The 14,396-nt window shown below is 68.4% G+C and carries 14 protein-coding genes; 6 read left to right on the plus strand and 8 right to left on the minus strand.

Features of this window, described 5'->3' with window-relative positions:
• Nucleotides 1-3 precede the first annotated feature (3 nt).
• From ABD116_RS39970 to ABD116_RS39980, 3 genes are all read right to left on the minus strand, one after another.
• On the minus strand, nucleotides 4-714 hold the full coding sequence (locus ABD116_RS39970) for a tyrosine-protein phosphatase (protein ID WP_343983468.1): 711 nt from the start codon (nucleotides 712-714) through the stop codon (nucleotides 4-6).
• A gap of 90 nt (nucleotides 715-804) precedes the next feature.
• Nucleotides 805-1,881, minus strand: a complete 1,077-nt coding sequence (locus ABD116_RS39975; protein WP_343983471.1) for an iron-containing alcohol dehydrogenase family protein — start codon at nucleotides 1,879-1,881, stop codon at nucleotides 805-807.
• A gap of 5 nt (nucleotides 1,882-1,886) precedes the next feature.
• Nucleotides 1,887-2,624: a phosphocholine cytidylyltransferase family protein gene (locus tag ABD116_RS39980; RefSeq protein WP_343983474.1), complete on the minus strand. Its 738-nt coding sequence runs from the start codon at nucleotides 2,622-2,624 to the stop codon at nucleotides 1,887-1,889.
• Between the two features lie 132 nt (nucleotides 2,625-2,756).
• Here ABD116_RS39980 and galE point away from each other — a divergent pair, with 132 nt between their 5' ends.
• From galE to ABD116_RS39995, 3 genes are all read left to right on the plus strand, one after another.
• Entirely contained in the window at nucleotides 2,757-3,710 is a 954-nt protein-coding gene (gene galE, locus ABD116_RS39985) for a UDP-glucose 4-epimerase GalE (protein WP_343983476.1), read from the plus strand.
• A gap of 159 nt (nucleotides 3,711-3,869) precedes the next feature.
• The gene (locus ABD116_RS39990) at nucleotides 3,870-4,286 is read left to right on the plus strand and encodes a cyclic nucleotide-binding domain-containing protein (RefSeq protein WP_343983479.1); all 417 of its coding nucleotides are present in this window, start codon (nucleotides 3,870-3,872) and stop codon (nucleotides 4,284-4,286) included.
• A gap of 11 nt (nucleotides 4,287-4,297) precedes the next feature.
• Nucleotides 4,298-7,456, plus strand: coding sequence for an ATP-binding protein (locus ABD116_RS39995; protein WP_343983482.1), 3,159 nt, complete (start codon nucleotides 4,298-4,300; stop codon nucleotides 7,454-7,456).
• Here ABD116_RS39995 and metX read toward each other — a convergent pair.
• Together metX and ABD116_RS40005 are read right to left on the minus strand one after the other, a co-directional pair.
• The gene (metX, locus tag ABD116_RS40000; protein ID WP_343983484.1) at nucleotides 7,409-8,467 is read right to left on the minus strand and encodes a homoserine O-acetyltransferase MetX; all 1,059 of its coding nucleotides are present in this window, start codon (nucleotides 8,465-8,467) and stop codon (nucleotides 7,409-7,411) included. The two genes, ABD116_RS39995 and metX, sit on opposite strands and share 48 nt — an antisense overlap.
• A gap of 159 nt (nucleotides 8,468-8,626) precedes the next feature.
• Complete coding sequence (locus ABD116_RS40005) at nucleotides 8,627-9,949, minus strand: bifunctional o-acetylhomoserine/o-acetylserine sulfhydrylase (protein ID WP_343983486.1); 1,323 nt, start codon at nucleotides 9,947-9,949, stop codon at nucleotides 8,627-8,629.
• A gap of 577 nt (nucleotides 9,950-10,526) precedes the next feature.
• On the opposite strand from ABD116_RS40005, the gene ABD116_RS40010 reads away from it, so the two are divergent.
• Both ABD116_RS40010 and ABD116_RS40015 read left to right on the plus strand, forming a co-directional pair.
• Nucleotides 10,527-10,778 carry a hypothetical protein gene (locus tag ABD116_RS40010; protein ID WP_343983489.1) on the plus strand — a complete coding sequence of 84 codons (252 nt, stop codon included), beginning with the start codon at nucleotides 10,527-10,529 and terminating at the stop codon, nucleotides 10,776-10,778.
• 53 nt (nucleotides 10,779-10,831) lie between these two features.
• Complete coding sequence (locus ABD116_RS40015) at nucleotides 10,832-11,632, plus strand: alpha/beta fold hydrolase (protein WP_343983493.1); 801 nt, start codon at nucleotides 10,832-10,834, stop codon at nucleotides 11,630-11,632.
• On the opposite strand, the gene ABD116_RS40020 is transcribed toward ABD116_RS40015, so the two are convergent.
• Together ABD116_RS40020 and ABD116_RS40025 are read right to left on the minus strand one after the other, a co-directional pair.
• Nucleotides 11,626-12,402 carry an SDR family NAD(P)-dependent oxidoreductase gene (locus tag ABD116_RS40020; protein ID WP_343983496.1) on the minus strand — a complete coding sequence of 259 codons (777 nt, stop codon included), beginning with the start codon at nucleotides 12,400-12,402 and terminating at the stop codon, nucleotides 11,626-11,628. The genes ABD116_RS40015 and ABD116_RS40020 overlap by 7 nt on opposite strands.
• Nucleotides 12,403-13,080, minus strand: a complete 678-nt coding sequence (locus ABD116_RS40025) for a TIGR03089 family protein (protein WP_343983499.1) — start codon at nucleotides 13,078-13,080, stop codon at nucleotides 12,403-12,405. It abuts the gene before it with no gap.
• A gap of 62 nt (nucleotides 13,081-13,142) precedes the next feature.
• Here ABD116_RS40025 and tatA point away from each other — a divergent pair, with 62 nt between their 5' ends.
• Complete coding sequence (gene tatA / locus ABD116_RS40030; protein ID WP_343983501.1) at nucleotides 13,143-13,343, plus strand: twin-arginine translocase TatA/TatE family subunit; 201 nt, start codon at nucleotides 13,143-13,145, stop codon at nucleotides 13,341-13,343.
• 88 nt (nucleotides 13,344-13,431) lie between these two features.
• Here tatA and ABD116_RS40035 read toward each other — a convergent pair whose 3' ends face one another.
• Nucleotides 13,432-14,334 (minus strand): LysR family transcriptional regulator, encoded by a 903-nt coding sequence (locus ABD116_RS40035; protein ID WP_343983503.1) that lies wholly within the window; start codon nucleotides 14,332-14,334, stop codon nucleotides 13,432-13,434.
• Nucleotides 14,335-14,396 lie beyond the last annotated feature (62 nt).

Raw genomic sequence — 14,396 nt, forward strand, 5'->3', positions numbered from 1 at the left:
GGGCTATTCGGTCAGGCGGGCGCGGAGGGCGGTGAGGTCGGCGGGGGTCAGGCCTGCTTGTTGCAGGTACGGGAGTGGGCCGCCGTAGGTGGTGTCGAGGTGGCGGAGGATGGCGGTGAGGGATTCGGGGCGGGTGTCTCGGTACTCGATCATCTCGGGGTGGAGGGACTCGTCCGGTTCGGCGGCGAGTTGTTCGGCGAGCATGCCTGCCAGGCGGGTTTTGGTGAGGGCGTAGTCGGCGATGATTTCCGGCTCGGGGACGCCGGCGACGATCAGGGCCAGGGCTACCAGTACGCCGGTGCGGTCTTTGCCGCCGTAGCAGTGGACTACTATGGCGCCTTCGGGGGCTTCGGTGATGGCGCGGAGAGCGGCGGCGAAACTGTCGGAGTGGAGCTCGAGCATCTCGATGCAGGCGCCGACGATGGTGTTGTGGTCCTGAGGGTCGGCCGGGTCCGAGAGTGGGATGTGGAGGGCGATCGGATCCTGGGTGAACGGGGTCGGGAAGGTCGACACCTCGCCGCGGGAACGCAGGTCGATGATGCGGCTCACGCCGGTACTACGAACCGCCGCGACCCCCTCGTCGGACAAGAACTGAAGGCAGTCGGAGCGGATCAATGCGCCGACCCGGATCGACCCGCCATCCGCCGTGGGCAGTCCACCGAGGTCCCGGGCGTTGTGGCAGTTCGGCCAGTCGAGGTGGCGATCGACGGTCACAGGTCCTCCGGGGCGACGATGCGGGCGGCGGTCATGGGCTCCTCCGAAGCGTGGCGGGCGATCGTCACGGGGACTCCCAGCCGGCGGTGATCACCGGGACTCCAGGACGGCGGTGATTCGGGCGTCGAACGCGTTTACTTTCGCCGTGATCCGGGATGGGGTCAATGCGGATTCTTCGAGGACGGTGAAGCGGCCGGGGCGGGTTTGGGGTGCGTAGCCGACCACGGCCTCGAACTCCTCCAGAGTGAAGCCGAGGTCCGACGGGCGTACCGGCAGGCCGTGGCGGTGCAGGCAGCGGACGGTTGCGTCGAAGGCTGATGAGTCCCCGCGCAAGAACCAGGCGAAGGCTGCCCCGACCCCGACCTGCTCGCCATGAAACGCACGCCGCGAGGGATGCAGCAGGTCGATGGCATGCGAGATCTCATGGCACGCCCCCGACGACGGCCGCGAGGTCCCCGCCACGACCATGGAGATCCCCGACAGGATCAGACCCTCGGCCAGTACGGCCAGAAAGGCATCGCCGGAGACGGAACCAGGATGGTTCATCACCGCCTCGGCCGCGGTGCGTGCCAGCGAGACCGCCAGCCCGTCGATCTCCTCGCCCCGCAACGCATGCGCGGCCTGCCAATCGGCGATCGCCGACAGGTTCGAGACGATCTCGCCGATCCCCGAGCGCACCGACCGCACCGGCGCGGCAGCGATCAGGTCGAGATCGACCAAGACGGCCAGCGGTGCCGGTACGCCGTACGAACCGCGCCCGGCGTCGTTGTCCAAGGTGCTGATCGGCGACGCGATCCCGTCATGCGCGAGATTGGTGGCCACGGCAACCATCGGCAGCCCGAGCCGCGCCGCCGCGAACTTGGTGACGTCAAGCACCGTCCCGCCGCCGATCCCGACGACAGCGTCGTACCGCTCCCGCCGGATCTGCTCGACCAGCTTGATCGCCGTGTTGATCGTCCCGCCGTCAACGGTGAACCAGTCGGCCCCCGCCAGCCCGTCCCGGAAGGTCGACTGCACGATCGGCCCGTACGTCGACCCGACCGCGATGGCGACCCGCCCCGACGTCGAGATCCGCTGGTCGGCCAGGATCGCCCCGAGCTCAGCCAGCGCCCCGCGCCGTACGTCGACCACCAAGGGCGCCGGAATCATCCGCGCGAGCAAAGGCATGAACGCTAGCCGAACCCGAGAATGCGCCGAGCCTTCGCGAGATCGTCATGATTGTCGATCTCGACCCAGTCGACCGTCCCGATCCCCGCGACGTCGATCCGATGCCCCTGATCGACCAGCAGCTGGTACCCGTCCTCGTAATACAGGTTCGGATCCCGCTCCCAGGTCGCCTTCAACGCGTCCGCCAGCACAACGGCAGCCGACGGCTCGAGCAACGTCACCCCGATGTACTCACCGGTCGCCGAAGCAGGATCCATCAGCTTGGTGATCCGCTCGACCCCACCCGACGCCGAGCAGATCACCTTCATCTCCTCGTCGGCCAGCGACTTCTCGGTGTCCAGTGCGAGAATGATCGAGCGATCCCCACCGCGAGCGGAGAGCAACGCCTGCTGCACCGACACGGGATGCACGGTGTCCCCGTTCGCCAGCATCACGCCACTGGAAAGCAGGTCCCGCGCACACCACAACGAGTACGCGTTGTTCCACGTCTCAGCCTTGTCGTTGAAGACCAGCTCGAGCTGTACGCCGTACCGCTCCTCGAACCCGGCAACCCGCGACTCGATCGCCGCCGCCGCATACCCCACCACGATCGCCACGTCCGTGATCCCGACCGCCGCGTAGTTGGCCAGCGTCAGGTCCAGCACGGTCGTCTCCGGCGAGATCGGGACGAGTGCCTTGGGCAACGTGTCCGTGTACGGGCGCAGGCGGCGGCCGGTACCGGCGGCGAGGACGAGTCCGATCATCCGCGCATCCTAGGCGGGTCCCACCGCAAACGAGGCTGCTTCATCCACAGATGGTCGATTATGTTTAAACGTGGGTGTTTGTGTGGTTAAATGACACTGAGAAGACCACGCAGCGGATGGGAGCATCGGGATATGACATGGCTGGTGACTGGCGGGGCCGGATACATCGGATCGCACGTCGTGCGCGCCTTCAGGGCGGACGGGATCGACGTCGCGGTGATCGACGACCTGTCCAGCGGCAAGGCTGAGTTCCTGCTCGACGGCGTACCGTTCACGCACGCCAGCCTGCTCGACGGCGACGCCACCCGGCGCGCGCTCGAAGGAGTCAGCGGTGTCGTCCACCTCGGCGGTTTCAAGTACGCCGGCGTCTCGGTCGAGCGCCCGATGCACACCTACACGCAGAACGTGACCGCCATGGTCAGCCTGCTCGAGGCGATGGCCGAGCAGGGCGTCGGCAACATCGTCTTCTCCTCCAGCGCGGGCGTCTACGGCACGCCGAAGGACGAGGTAGTGACCGAGGCGACCGCGCCGGACCCGCAGAGCCCGTACGGCGAATCGAAGCTGATCGGAGAGTGGCTGCTCAAGGACCAGGCCAAGGCCGTCACCCTCAACCACACGGCGCTGCGCTACTTCAACGTGGTCGGCTCCGGCGACCCCAAGGTCTACGACGCCAGCCCGTACAACCTGTTCCCGATCGTCTGCAACCTGCTCACCCAGGGCAAGGTCCCGCAGATCTACGGCACCGACCACCCGACCCCGGACGGCACCTCGGTCAAGGACTACGTGCACGTCGCCGATCTGGCCCGGGCGCATGTCGCCGCCGCGCGGATCCTCGACGACGGCAAGACCCTCGAGCCCGTCTACAACCTCGGCAGCGGCACCGGTACCTCCGTACGCCAGATCATGGACGCGGCGCGCAGGGTGACCGGCATCGACTTCACCCCCACCGAAGGCCCCCGCCGCCCCGGCGACCCCTCCCGCGTGGTCGCTTCGGGCGAGCTGGCCGCCCGCGACCTGGGCTGGAAGAACACCTACACCGTCGACCAGATGTTCGCCACCGCCTGGGAAGCCTGGCCGAAGCCCTGACGCCGATCGACCCCCGCCGATCGACCCCCGCTGAGCGTGCCGCAGCGGGCTCGAAGCGCCCGGCCAGGAAATCATGGTCGGGCGGTCCTTCGCGGTTGTAGCCTGTGCCGCAGTTCCACTGTTGTCCGACTGGCGGACACCGATCGAGGGGTGCGGTCCATGAGTCACGAGAGCCTGCCGAGTTTCCTGGCGAAGGTCGACCTCTTCGCGGGGCTGTCCAAGGAGACCCTGTCCGACCTGATCAGCCGCGGCTCCACGCTGTCCATCAACCCGGGCGCCCACGCGACCGAGCAGGGCAGCGACGACGCCGGCCTGCAGGTCGTCCTGGAGGGCTCCGCCGAGGTCTCGGTCAACGGGGTGGACCGCGCGCCGCTCGGCCCGGGCGACTACTTCGGTGAGATCTCCCTGGTCGACGGGAAGCCGCGGTCGGCGACCGTGGTGGCCGGTCCGGACGGGCTGACCACCTTCGCGCTGTCCTCGCTGGCCTTCGCGCCGGTCGTCCGGGAGAACGCGGACGTCGCCGAGGCGCTGCTCAAGGCACTGGCCGCGCGCGTCCGCTTGCTCGAGCAGGGCTGACCAAGCGCCTCATGCCGCCGGCGGAGGAGCGCAAGGTCGTCTCGGTGCTGTTCTGCGACCTGGTCGGGTTCACCGCCGCGGCCGAGGCGGCTGATCCGGAGGACGTCCGGCGCTGGCTGACGCCGTACCACCGAACCCTCAAGACCACGGTCGAGCGGTTCGGCGGTACGGTCGAGAAGTTCGCCGGCGACGCGATCCTGGCGGTCTTCGGGGCGCCGCTGTCCCGCGAGGACGACGCCGAGCGGGCGGTCCGGGCCGGCCTGGCGATCCTCGACGAGCTTGCCGGGGGCACCCTTCAGGTCCGGATCGGCATCGAGACCGGCGAGGCGCTGGTGGAGATCAACGCCAGGCCGGAGCTGGGCGAGCCGTTCGTGACCGGCCTGGTGGTCAACACGGCCGCCAGGTTGCAGACGTCTGCCCCGATCGGCGCGGTCGTCGTCGGCGCTGCGACGTACGCGGCAACCAGCCGGGTCTTCGAGTACCAACCCCTGGAACCCGTTGCAGCCAAAGGGATTCGCCGTCCACTGCAACGCTGGCAGGCCGGCGAAGCCCGCGCCCGCGTCGGCGCCGATGTGATCCGCGACCTCACCACGCCGATGGTCGGCCGGCAACGCGATCTCTCCCTGCTCCGGATGGCGTTCGACAAGGCCGTCGCCGAGCGGTCGCCCCAGTTCGTCACCTTGCTGGGCGAACCGGGCATCGGCAAGTCCCGCCTGGTCGCCGAGCTCGGCGCGGAGCTGGACAAGCTCGACGACATGATCATCTGGCGCGAAGGCCGCTGCCTCCCGTACGGCGAAGGCCCGTTCTGGCCGATCGCGGAGATCGTCAAGGCCCAGGCCGGTATCCGCGAAAGCGACCCGCCCGCGCGGGCTGCCGAGAAGCTCGAAGAGATCCTGCCCGAGGCCGACCGTTCCTGGTTGCGGGCCCGGGTGCGCCCGCTCGTCGGCGCCGAGGCCGACGGCAAACCGGCCGCGGTGGCGCAGGAGGAGTCGTTCGCCGCCTGGCGGGAGTTGCTGGAGAGCTTCGCCGAGTCGTACCCGACCGTGCTGGTGCTGGAAGACCTGCACTGGGCCCGCGACGCACTGCTGGCGTTCGTCGACCACCTCGTCGAGTGGGTGAAGGAACTGCCACTCCTCGTCGTCATCACCGCCCGCCCCGAGCTCCTCGAACGTGGTGCGCACTGGACCCGTGGTCAGCAGAACGCCTGGATGATCGGCCTCGCGCCACTGTCCGGCTCCGAGACCGACCAGCTCTTCGGCGAGCTCCTGACCGGCGACCGACTCCCGCCGCGGACCAGAGCCGATCTGGTCGGCCGCGCTGACGGGAACCCCTTGTACGCCGAGGAACTCGCGCGGATGGTCAACGAGCTGGGTCCCGGTTCGGTCGCGCTACCGTCCGGGATCACCTCGATCATCGCCGCTCGGCTGGACACGCTCGAGCCGGATCGCAAGGCGCTGCTGGCGAACGCGGCGGTGATCGGTCGCGTCTTCTGGGCCGAGGCCGTTGCGGCGCTCGTGGATCGCGAGCCGGCGGACGTAGTACAGGAACTGCAGGAGCTGGCGCGTAAGGAGTTGGTCCGGCCGATCCGGCAGTCGTCGTTGGAGGGGCAGCGGGAGTACAGCTTCTGGCATTCGCTGACTCGCGATGTCGCGTACAGCCAGGTGCCGCGAGCAGCTCGGTCGGCCAGGCATGTTGCAGCCGCGGACTGGCTCGAGTCGCAATGCAGTGCTGGGCAAGGCGATACGACCAGTGTCATCGCTCATCACCTTGGTACCGCGTTGCAGCTCGCCGATGCCGTTGGGGATCTCGAGCTGGTGGAGCAGCTGGCGCCTCGTGCGCGCGGGTATCTGCGGCGGGCGGCCGAGCAGGCGATGAACCTGGATGCGACCGAGGCGATGGAGCTGCTCGACCAGGCGCTGGGGTTGACGCCGGAGGGCGATCCCGACCGGCCTGAGGTGCTGGCTCGGTGGGGTTGGGCGGCGTTCTTGACCGGGCGGCTGGACGATGCGCTGGCGGCGTACCGGTCGGCTGTTGCCGGGTTCGATGCCGTTGGCGACCTTGTCGGCGTGGCTCGGGCGCTGCGGGCGTCGACGTACGCGATGAGCAGTATGGAAGAGAGCCTGGCGACGATCGACCGGGTGGTGTCGATCTTCGAGAGCCTGGGGCCGAGTGAGGATCTGGTCGGTGCGCTGGCGGGGCAGGCGGTCATTCTGACGGTTGCCAGTCGGCGCAACGAGGCGATCGCGGCGGCCAATCGGTCGCTGCGGATGGCTGAGGAGTTGGGGTACGGCGTACCGCAGCGGGCGTTGGAGGCGCGCGGGCTGTCGCGGGTCGGCAACGGTGATACCGGCGGTGTCGTCGACATGAAGGACGCGTTGAGTGCGCTGCTCGACCAGGGGAAGGCTCGCGACGCGGCGGTGACCTGGCTGAACTACGGGTTCGTGGTCTGGCAGATCGAAGGGCCTCGGGCGGCGCTGGAGACGCTGAAGGAGACCGAGGAGTTCACTCAGCGGCGACGGCTGGCGGAGTTGCGGCAGCAGCTCAGTTGCACGGTGCTCGAGCTGATGATGGAGCTGGGGCAGACCGAGGAGGTCATCGCTGCTTGCCGTGCGCAACTGGATGATCCGGGGCCGGCCTTCATCACGTTGCGGCGGATCGAGGTGCTCGCTGCGCTCTCCCGTGCTGAGCTCGAGCTGGGTGTCGCCGGGGCACGTGCCTCGGCAGAAGAGGCTTATCGGTTGGGGATCGAGACCGATTGGCCGGACTTCCAGGCGATCGGTGGGGCGCCGGCGGCCACGGCTCGGGCTGCTGATGGGGATCGGGCCGGCGTACAGGAAGTTCTGGAGCGGTTGCTTGGGTTGGAGGTGCTGACTGGGAGCCATGAGTTTGCTGCCCGGTTGCCGACCTTTGTGCGGGCTGGGCTGGCGGTGGATCTGCCTGAGCTGGCCGAGCGGGTTGCTGGGTTGATTGTGCCGTTGTTGCCGATGCGGGAGTATTCGCTGGCGACGGCGGCCGCGCTGCTGGCGGAGTACCGGGGTGATACCGGTGCGGCGATCGCGGGGTTTGGAAAGGTCGCGGCGGACTGGCGGACCTTTGGGAACCTGCTGGAGGAGAAGTACGCGCTAGCGGCTGTTGAGCGTCTCCGTGATCAGAGCGCCGACCTGGTCTAGCTCGATCAGGAAGCCGTCGTGGCCGTACGGAGACTTGATCAGGTGGAGTGGGCCGGCGTCGTTGCTGGCGTCGATGAGCTCTGTGGAGAGCCTGCTGGGGTAGAGGCGGTCGGAGTCTACGGCGGCGACTACCAGGCGGGATTGCAAGCCTTGCAAGGCGTTTGTGAGTCCGCCGCGGTCGCGGCCGATGTCGTGGGTGTTCATTGCTCGGGTGAGTGTCACGTAGGAGCCGGGGTCGAATCGTTTGGCCAGCTTGCCGGCGTGATGGTCGAGATAGGACTCGATGGCGAACCGGCCGTCGCCTTGCGGGTTGCGGCCGAAACGGGTGGCCAGCTCGTACTCGCTGCGGTAGGTGACGTGGGCGATTCTTCTCGCGATGCCCAGGCCGGTGGTGGGTGCGTTGTTGGTGTCGTAGTAGTCGCCTTGGTTCCAGGTGGGGTCTGACTCGATCGCGGCGAGTTGGGGTGAGCACCAGGCGATCTGCTCGGCTGATGCGTAGCCGGTCGAGGCCAGGACGATTGCTGTGTTGACTCTTTGGGGGTGGAGGAGTGGCCATTCGAGGGCGCGCATGCCGCCCATCGAGCCGCCGATCACTGCTGCCCACCTGTCGATGTTGAGCTGGGTGGCGAGGGCTGCTTCGGCTGCTACCTGGTCTCTGATCGTGATGGCGGGGAATCGGCTGCCCCAGTGGTTGCCATCGGGTGCTGTCGACGACGGGCCGGTGGTGCCTTGGCAACCACCTAGTACGTTCGCGGCGACGACGTACCAGTCGGCGGGATCGACGTACCGGCCGGTGCCGATCAAGCCGTCCCACCAGCCCGAGGTCAGTTGCCCCGGGCCGGCCGGGCCGACCACATGTGCGTCCCCGGTCAGGGCATGACAGATCAGGACGGCATTGTCCCGGGCCGCGTTCAGCCGACCCCAGGTCTCATAAGCAACCACTACTCCGGGCAGCTCTTCTCCGGACTCCAGCCTCAAGTCACCGATCTTCGCGAACTGCCGCCCGGCCACCGGATCTCCCGGCCGCCAACCGCCTCCAACGCGGTCAGGATCGCCCGCCCTCCACGTACCGGCCACCTGACCTGGTACGTGGAAAACCTCGTCATCGATGTCCCGCCCCCGGGCATCGACTGGTGAGGCAGGCGGGCGATCCTGAGTCATCGGGGGTGCTCAGACCGACTTGGCCGCGGCGAAGCCGACCTCTAGGTCGGCGAGGATGTCGTCGATGTGTTCGAGGCCGACGGCGAGCCGGACCAGGCCGGGCGTCACGCCGGAGGCGAGCTGGTCCTCGGCGGAGAGCTGGCTGTGCGTCGTCGACGCGGGGTGGATGACGAGTGAGCGGACGTCGCCGATGTTGGCCACATGGCTGTGCAGCTGCAAGGCGTCGACGAATCGCTTGCCCGCGTCGACGCCACCCTTGATCTCGAACGCGACGACGGCGCCGGCTCCGCGGGGTGTGTATTTCTGCGCCAACTCGTAGTACTGGCTGGAGGGAAGGCTGGCATAGGCGACGCTGTCGACCTCGTCGCGCGCTTCGAGCCACTGGGCGACCTTGAGCGCGTTGTCGAGGTGACGCTCGATCCGCAGCGACAGGGTTTCCAGGCCCTGGGCGATGAGGAACGCGTTGAACGGCGACACCGCAGTACCGAGGTCACGCAGCCACTGGACCCGCGCCTTGAGGATGTACGCGAGGTTGCCGAGGTCCGAGCCGACGCCGAGCGCGGTCGCGTAGGTGAGCCCGTGGTAGCTGTCGTCGGGCTGGTTGAAGCCGGGGAACCGCTCCGGGTTCTGCGCGTAGTCGAACTTGCCGGAGTCGACGATGACGCCGGCGATCGCCGTACCGTGCCCGCCCAGGTACTTCGTCGCCGAGTGCACGACGACGTCGGCGCCGTGCTCCAGCGGGCGCAGCACGTACGGGCTGGCGACGGTGTTGTCGACGATCAGCGGTACGCCGAACTCGTGCGCGACGCCCGCGATGCCCTCGATGTCGAAGATCTCGCTCTTCGGATTGGCGATCGTCTCGCCGAAGAACGCCTTCGTGTTCGGCTTGATCGCGGCCTTCCACGACTCCAGGTCGCTCGGGTCCTCGACGAAGCTGACCTCGATGCCGAGCTTGGGGAACGTGTAGTGAAACAGGTTGTACGTCCCGCCGTACAGGCTCGGGCTGCTGACCACGTGATCGTCGGCCTCGGCGACGTTGAGCAGCGCGAGCGAGGTCGCGGCCTGGCCGGAGCTCACCAGGAGCGCGGCCGTACCGCCTTCCAGGCTGGCGATCCGCTGCTCGACGGCGTCCTGGGTCGGGTTCTGGATCCGGGTGTAGATGTTGCCGAACTCCTGCAGCCCGAACAGGCTCGCGGCGTGATCGGTGCTGTCGAAGGTGTACGACGTGGTCTGGTAGATCGGCAGCGCCCGCGCGTTGGTCGTCGCGTCGGACGTCTGGCCGGCGTGGATCTGCCGGGTCTCGAAAGACCAGCTGGGGGTGTTCTGGCTCATGACGGTCCTGTTCTCGGGTACGACGGCGCAGCCCATCGACTCCGCCTTCTTCTCTGCGGAACGATCGGCACGCCTTGTGGGTAAGGGTTTTCAGCTCACAACAGGCGCTGGCGGCAACAACACTCGCTCATAGCAGCTCCTGGCTCCCCGGGCCGCCGCTGACGGACCGCCCTCGTACGAAAGACGATAACGTCACTAGACATTGACCCCCGGTAATCGTCCACATGCTGAGCAACCTTCAGTCCCGGGAAGTGGGGACTTCTGTACCTGCCCCCGGGCAGCTCCGAGTCGGCAGGCTGAGCAGCATCGAGCGGATGAGGCAACGCCTGAGCCGCGGAGCGGAGAGGAGCAGGTCATGAAACGCACTCAGGTGAGGATCCAGCGCCCACCGCGGCCGCGGCGTCCCACGAGGCTGGATCTGCGCACGCCGTCCGGGCGCGTGCTGCCGTTCTGACCTCGAAAATGCCCACCGCGGGAGGAACGATGACGACAGCGGCCGAGCGAACCCGGCGATCGCCGAGGGCGTCCGACGTGATCGACCCGGTGCTGTTCAGCCGGCTGTTCGAGATGCTGATCGATGTGGGACGCGAACTCGGCCGCGAAGACCTCGACGCGCCGGCCCGCCGCCGCGCCGGCCCGCCGCCGCGCCGGACTGCTGCTGGAACAGGCCCGGCTCCGTCTCCGGGACGCGCTGTCACCGGCCGTCCGCACCGAGTTCGAGAGCATGGAACCACGGCTCACCGAGGAGCCGACCGTCGCCGAACTGAGGCTCGCATACCGCGCAACCCTCGCCTGGCTCGCCGCCCTCACCTGGCCACCCAGAATCTAGACACGACGCTCGTTCGGAGCGGCTGTTGGGCCTGGGGTGGGGTTGGATGGGGTGTGGCTGATGCGGAGACGTTTGAGGTGGTTCGGTCGGATGGGGCGGTGCTTCGGTACTGCATTTATGGGCCGGACGGCGGGTATCCGGTGGTGTCGCAGAACGGGGTGCCTAGTAGTCGGTGGAAGTGGCCGGCGTTGGCTGAGTCGATGCGCGGGAGTGGGTTCAGGTACTTGGTTTATGACCGGCCTGGGTATGGCGGGTCTACGCGGCGGCCGGGGCGGACCGTCGCCGACGCGGTGGAGGATGTGCGGGCGTTGGTGGATGCTCAGGGGTGGGAGCGGTTTGCGGTGAGCGGGGGCTCGGGTGGGGCGCCGCATGCGTTGGCTTGTGCGGCGTTGATGGGGGATCGGGTCAGTTCTTGTGTGGTGATCTCGGGCGTCAAGCCGGCGGATTCGACGAAGGCTGTGCCTGGGGAGGCGGAGCTGCGGGCGCAGGTTGCTGCGGTGGCCGCGGAGATCATGGGGTTGGTCGAGGAGGGTGGGCCCGAGTTGCCTGGTGGGGAGGGGGCGGCGCGGGATGATCCGGACGCGATGGCGCGGTTGCGGGCGACCTTCGTCGAGGGGATGGACGGGTGGGTTGACGACAGTTTCGCGCTCGCGCGGCCGTGGGGGTTCGAGCTGTCGGATATCAGGGTGCCGGTGGGGTTGTGGCGTGGGACGAGCGACACCAACGTGCCGTCGTCGGACGCCGAGTACCTCCTCGAGCACATTCCCGGCATACAGGGGCATGTGTTCGAGGGCGGGCATCTGCCCGGGCCGGCGACGTATGAGGAGATCTACGGCTGGCTAAGAGATCAGTAGTCCTTGCGGAAGGGCCCGGTGGGGGTCAGGTCCAGTAGGCCGGGGCCGGTGAGGACGCCGCCTTCTACGGGGAGGGTGTGGCCGGTGATCCAGGAGGCGTCGTCGGAGGCCAGGAAGGCTACGGCGGCGGCGATGTCCTCGGGTTGGCCCACCCGGCCAAGCGGGTAGAGGGCTTTGAACTTCTCCAGGGTGTCCGGCTGGTTGTCCCAGTTCGGGGTGTTGATGGTGCCGGGGGCGACGACGTTGAAGCGGACGCCCATGCCGCCGTAGCGGGCGGCGAAGTTCTGGGTCATGGCGATCTGGCCGGCCTTCGCGGCGGCGTACTCGAGGTTGCCGAAGGCGGCGAGCCCGTTCACCGAGCTGATCGTCACGACGTTGCCGCGCGTCTGCACGAGGTGCGGCAGCGACGCCTGGATGCAGCGCGCCGCGCCGACCAGCGTGAGGTCGAGCTGCCGGTGCCACTCCGAATCGCTCGTGTCCTCGGGGACCGTACTGACGATGCACCCGCCCGCATTGTTGACCAGTACGTCGAGCCGCCCGAACCGCTCGACAGCCGCCGCAACGGCCGCGTCGACCTCGTCCCGCACGGTCACATCAAGACGGACGGCGAGCGCGTCACCCAGCTCCGCAGCGAGCGCCTTGATCCTGTCCTCCTGGAGATCGGTGACCACCACCGAGCCACCCTCAGCCGCGATCCGCCGCGCGACCGCCTCGCCGATCCCCTGCGCCCCCGCCGTGACAAGGGCGACCTTCCCCTCGAAACGCAACATCTAGAACCCCTCCAGTACGCGGTCGACCTTCTCGTCCGAGATCCGCCGGTCGAGCTTGGCGGCGTCGAGGTTGCGGCAGAGCACGATCGAGCCGCCGCCGGCGATCACGCCGATCAGCGTCCCGATGCCGGCCGGCGCGACGAGGGAGGTCGTGGTGAGTACGCGGTCGGAGATGGGTTCCGCCGCGGCGATCAGTTCGTCGTGGGTCAACTCGTCGTACGCCGTACTCCCACCGCGCGGCGGATCGAAAGGCACGAAAAGGTCCGGATGGTTGTAGACCTCGGCCCCGTAATCGTGGATCCCCGCCGGCAAAGGCTCCCGGAACCGTCCACCCAGCGGGAGCAGCGCCGACGCCACCGTCTCGCGCGACCCGCGGATCGCGAAGTCGGGCCCGGTGATGGCGAGCGTGCCGACGCCGGTGGTGACGGCGGCGCCGACCGACCAGGTCGACAGCGCCCAGACGACCCCGAGCCAGTGCGGCGGCAGCCCGATCGCGACAGTCTCGCCCGCTTCCAGGTCGTACTCGTCGGCGAGCAGGTTGGCCGTCTTCGCCACCCAGTTCGCGGTGGTGACCGCGCTGAGCTCGATCCGCTCGCCGGTGACGTCGTCGTAATAGGTCAGGAACGGGTTGGCGCCGTCCCGTCGTACCGCGGCGCCGAACAGCTCAGGAAGGGTCACGCGACAACCCTACGTTCGGCCCGAAGTACCGTGGTGGGGGACACCTGGAAAGAAGGATCGTCATGGCTTCACTGCTGGCGCTGCCCGAGGGCGGCGAGTGGATCGTGCTGCTCGTCATCGTCGTGCTCGTCTTCGGCGCGAACAAACTCCCCGACCTGACCCGCAACGTCGGCAAGGCCCTGGTCGAGTTCCGCAAGATCTCCGAGAAACCGGAGCCGCAGGACAAACCCCAGACCACGGACGAACAAAAGCCACAGCTCTGACCGCAGCACCCGAGTCGCCTCGGCCAGGTGGTGCAACGCGGTGCCGTCGCCGGTCGGAGCGCCGGGGTGCCAGCCCGGGTGAGGTTCGCTACGGCTGTCGGGATGCGGCGCGGAGGGCGTTGGCCGCTGCGGTGACGTGGTCCGGGAGCGGGCCAGGCAAGTGGGCCAGGAGGATTCGGCGCAGTTCCTGGGGGCCGCCCTCGACGGTCAGGATCCGGACGCCGGGTGGGGCGACGGCTTCCAGCGAGGCGGAGATGGTGGTGATGCCTGCGCCGGCGGCCACCAGGTGGAGTTTGGCGAGCCAGTCGCGGGCTGTGTGGGCGATCTCGGGCCGCTCGTCCAGGCCTGGCCAGACGCCCATCAGATCGGACGAAGGGCCGGCTATCCAGCGCTGGCCACGGAGGTCTGCGACGTCCACTGAGTCGGCAGCGGCCAATGGATGATTCGCCGGTACTGCGACGCGCAGCGGGCGCTCCGCGAGCGTCTCCAGCTCGAGGGCCGGCGTCTCGCTGTCCGGCGGGCGGAAGGGTGGCGCCGCCGCCAGCAGCGCCAGGTCCACAGTTCCCGCGCGGAGCGATCGCACCAGAGCAGGTGTCGTCCCCTCCCGGGAGACCAGGTTGATCCCCGGATGTGAGCGCCGTAGAGCAGCGATTGCCGATGGCAACAACATCGCCCCGGCGCTCGGGAACCACCCCACCCGCACCGTCCCGCCCTCGACCGGCATCCCGGCCAGATCACGGGCGGTCGCGTCGATCTGGTCGAGTACGCCCGCCGCGTTCCGTAGGACGAGCCGGCCGGCCGGCGTCAACTGAACACCTTCCCGCCGTCGCTCGAGGAGCCGCGTCCCCGCGGCCCGTTCGATCGACGCGATCTGGCGCGAGACGGCCGACTGCGTGTAGCCGAGCGCGGCCGCCGCCGCCGTGAAGGTCCCGCGCTCGGCTACCTCGCGGAAGACCCGCAGCGCGACCAGCGAGACATCGGAGAAGTCCATGACGTTTACGCATACTACCTGTGCCGATTTCTCGTTTGAGTCATGTTCGGAGCGTTCCTAGC

The sequence above is a fragment of the Kribbella koreensis genome (genome assembly GCF_039525325.1).
Lineage (GTDB): Bacteria > Actinomycetota > Actinomycetes > Propionibacteriales > Kribbellaceae > Kribbella > Kribbella koreensis.

Bases quoted from the DNA above. Each gene is read 5' to 3' on its own strand.
- ABD116_RS39975 (WP_343983471.1), bottom strand. From the start codon at position 1,881: ATGCCTTTGCTCGCGCGGATGATTCCGGCGCCCTTGGTGGTCGACGTA.
- tatA (WP_343983501.1), top strand. From the start codon at position 13,143: ATGGCTTCACTGCTGGCGCTGCCCGAGGGCGGCGAGTGGATCGTGCTG.
- galE (WP_343983476.1), top strand. From the start codon at position 2,757: ATGACATGGCTGGTGACTGGCGGGGCCGGATACATCGGATCGCACGTC.
- ABD116_RS39995 (WP_343983482.1), top strand. From the start codon at position 4,298: ATGCCGCCGGCGGAGGAGCGCAAGGTCGTCTCGGTGCTGTTCTGCGAC.
- ABD116_RS40005 (WP_343983486.1), bottom strand. From the start codon at position 9,949: ATGAGCCAGAACACCCCCAGCTGGTCTTTCGAGACCCGGCAGATCCAC.
- ABD116_RS40020 (WP_343983496.1), bottom strand. From the start codon at position 12,402: ATGTTGCGTTTCGAGGGGAAGGTCGCCCTTGTCACGGCGGGGGCGCAG.
- ABD116_RS39990 (WP_343983479.1), top strand. From the start codon at position 3,870: ATGAGTCACGAGAGCCTGCCGAGTTTCCTGGCGAAGGTCGACCTCTTC.
- ABD116_RS39980 (WP_343983474.1), bottom strand. From the start codon at position 2,624: ATGATCGGACTCGTCCTCGCCGCCGGTACCGGCCGCCGCCTGCGCCCG.
- ABD116_RS40010 (WP_343983489.1), top strand. From the start codon at position 10,527: ATGTGGGACGCGAACTCGGCCGCGAAGACCTCGACGCGCCGGCCCGCC.
- ABD116_RS40035 (WP_343983503.1), bottom strand. From the start codon at position 14,334: ATGGACTTCTCCGATGTCTCGCTGGTCGCGCTGCGGGTCTTCCGCGAG.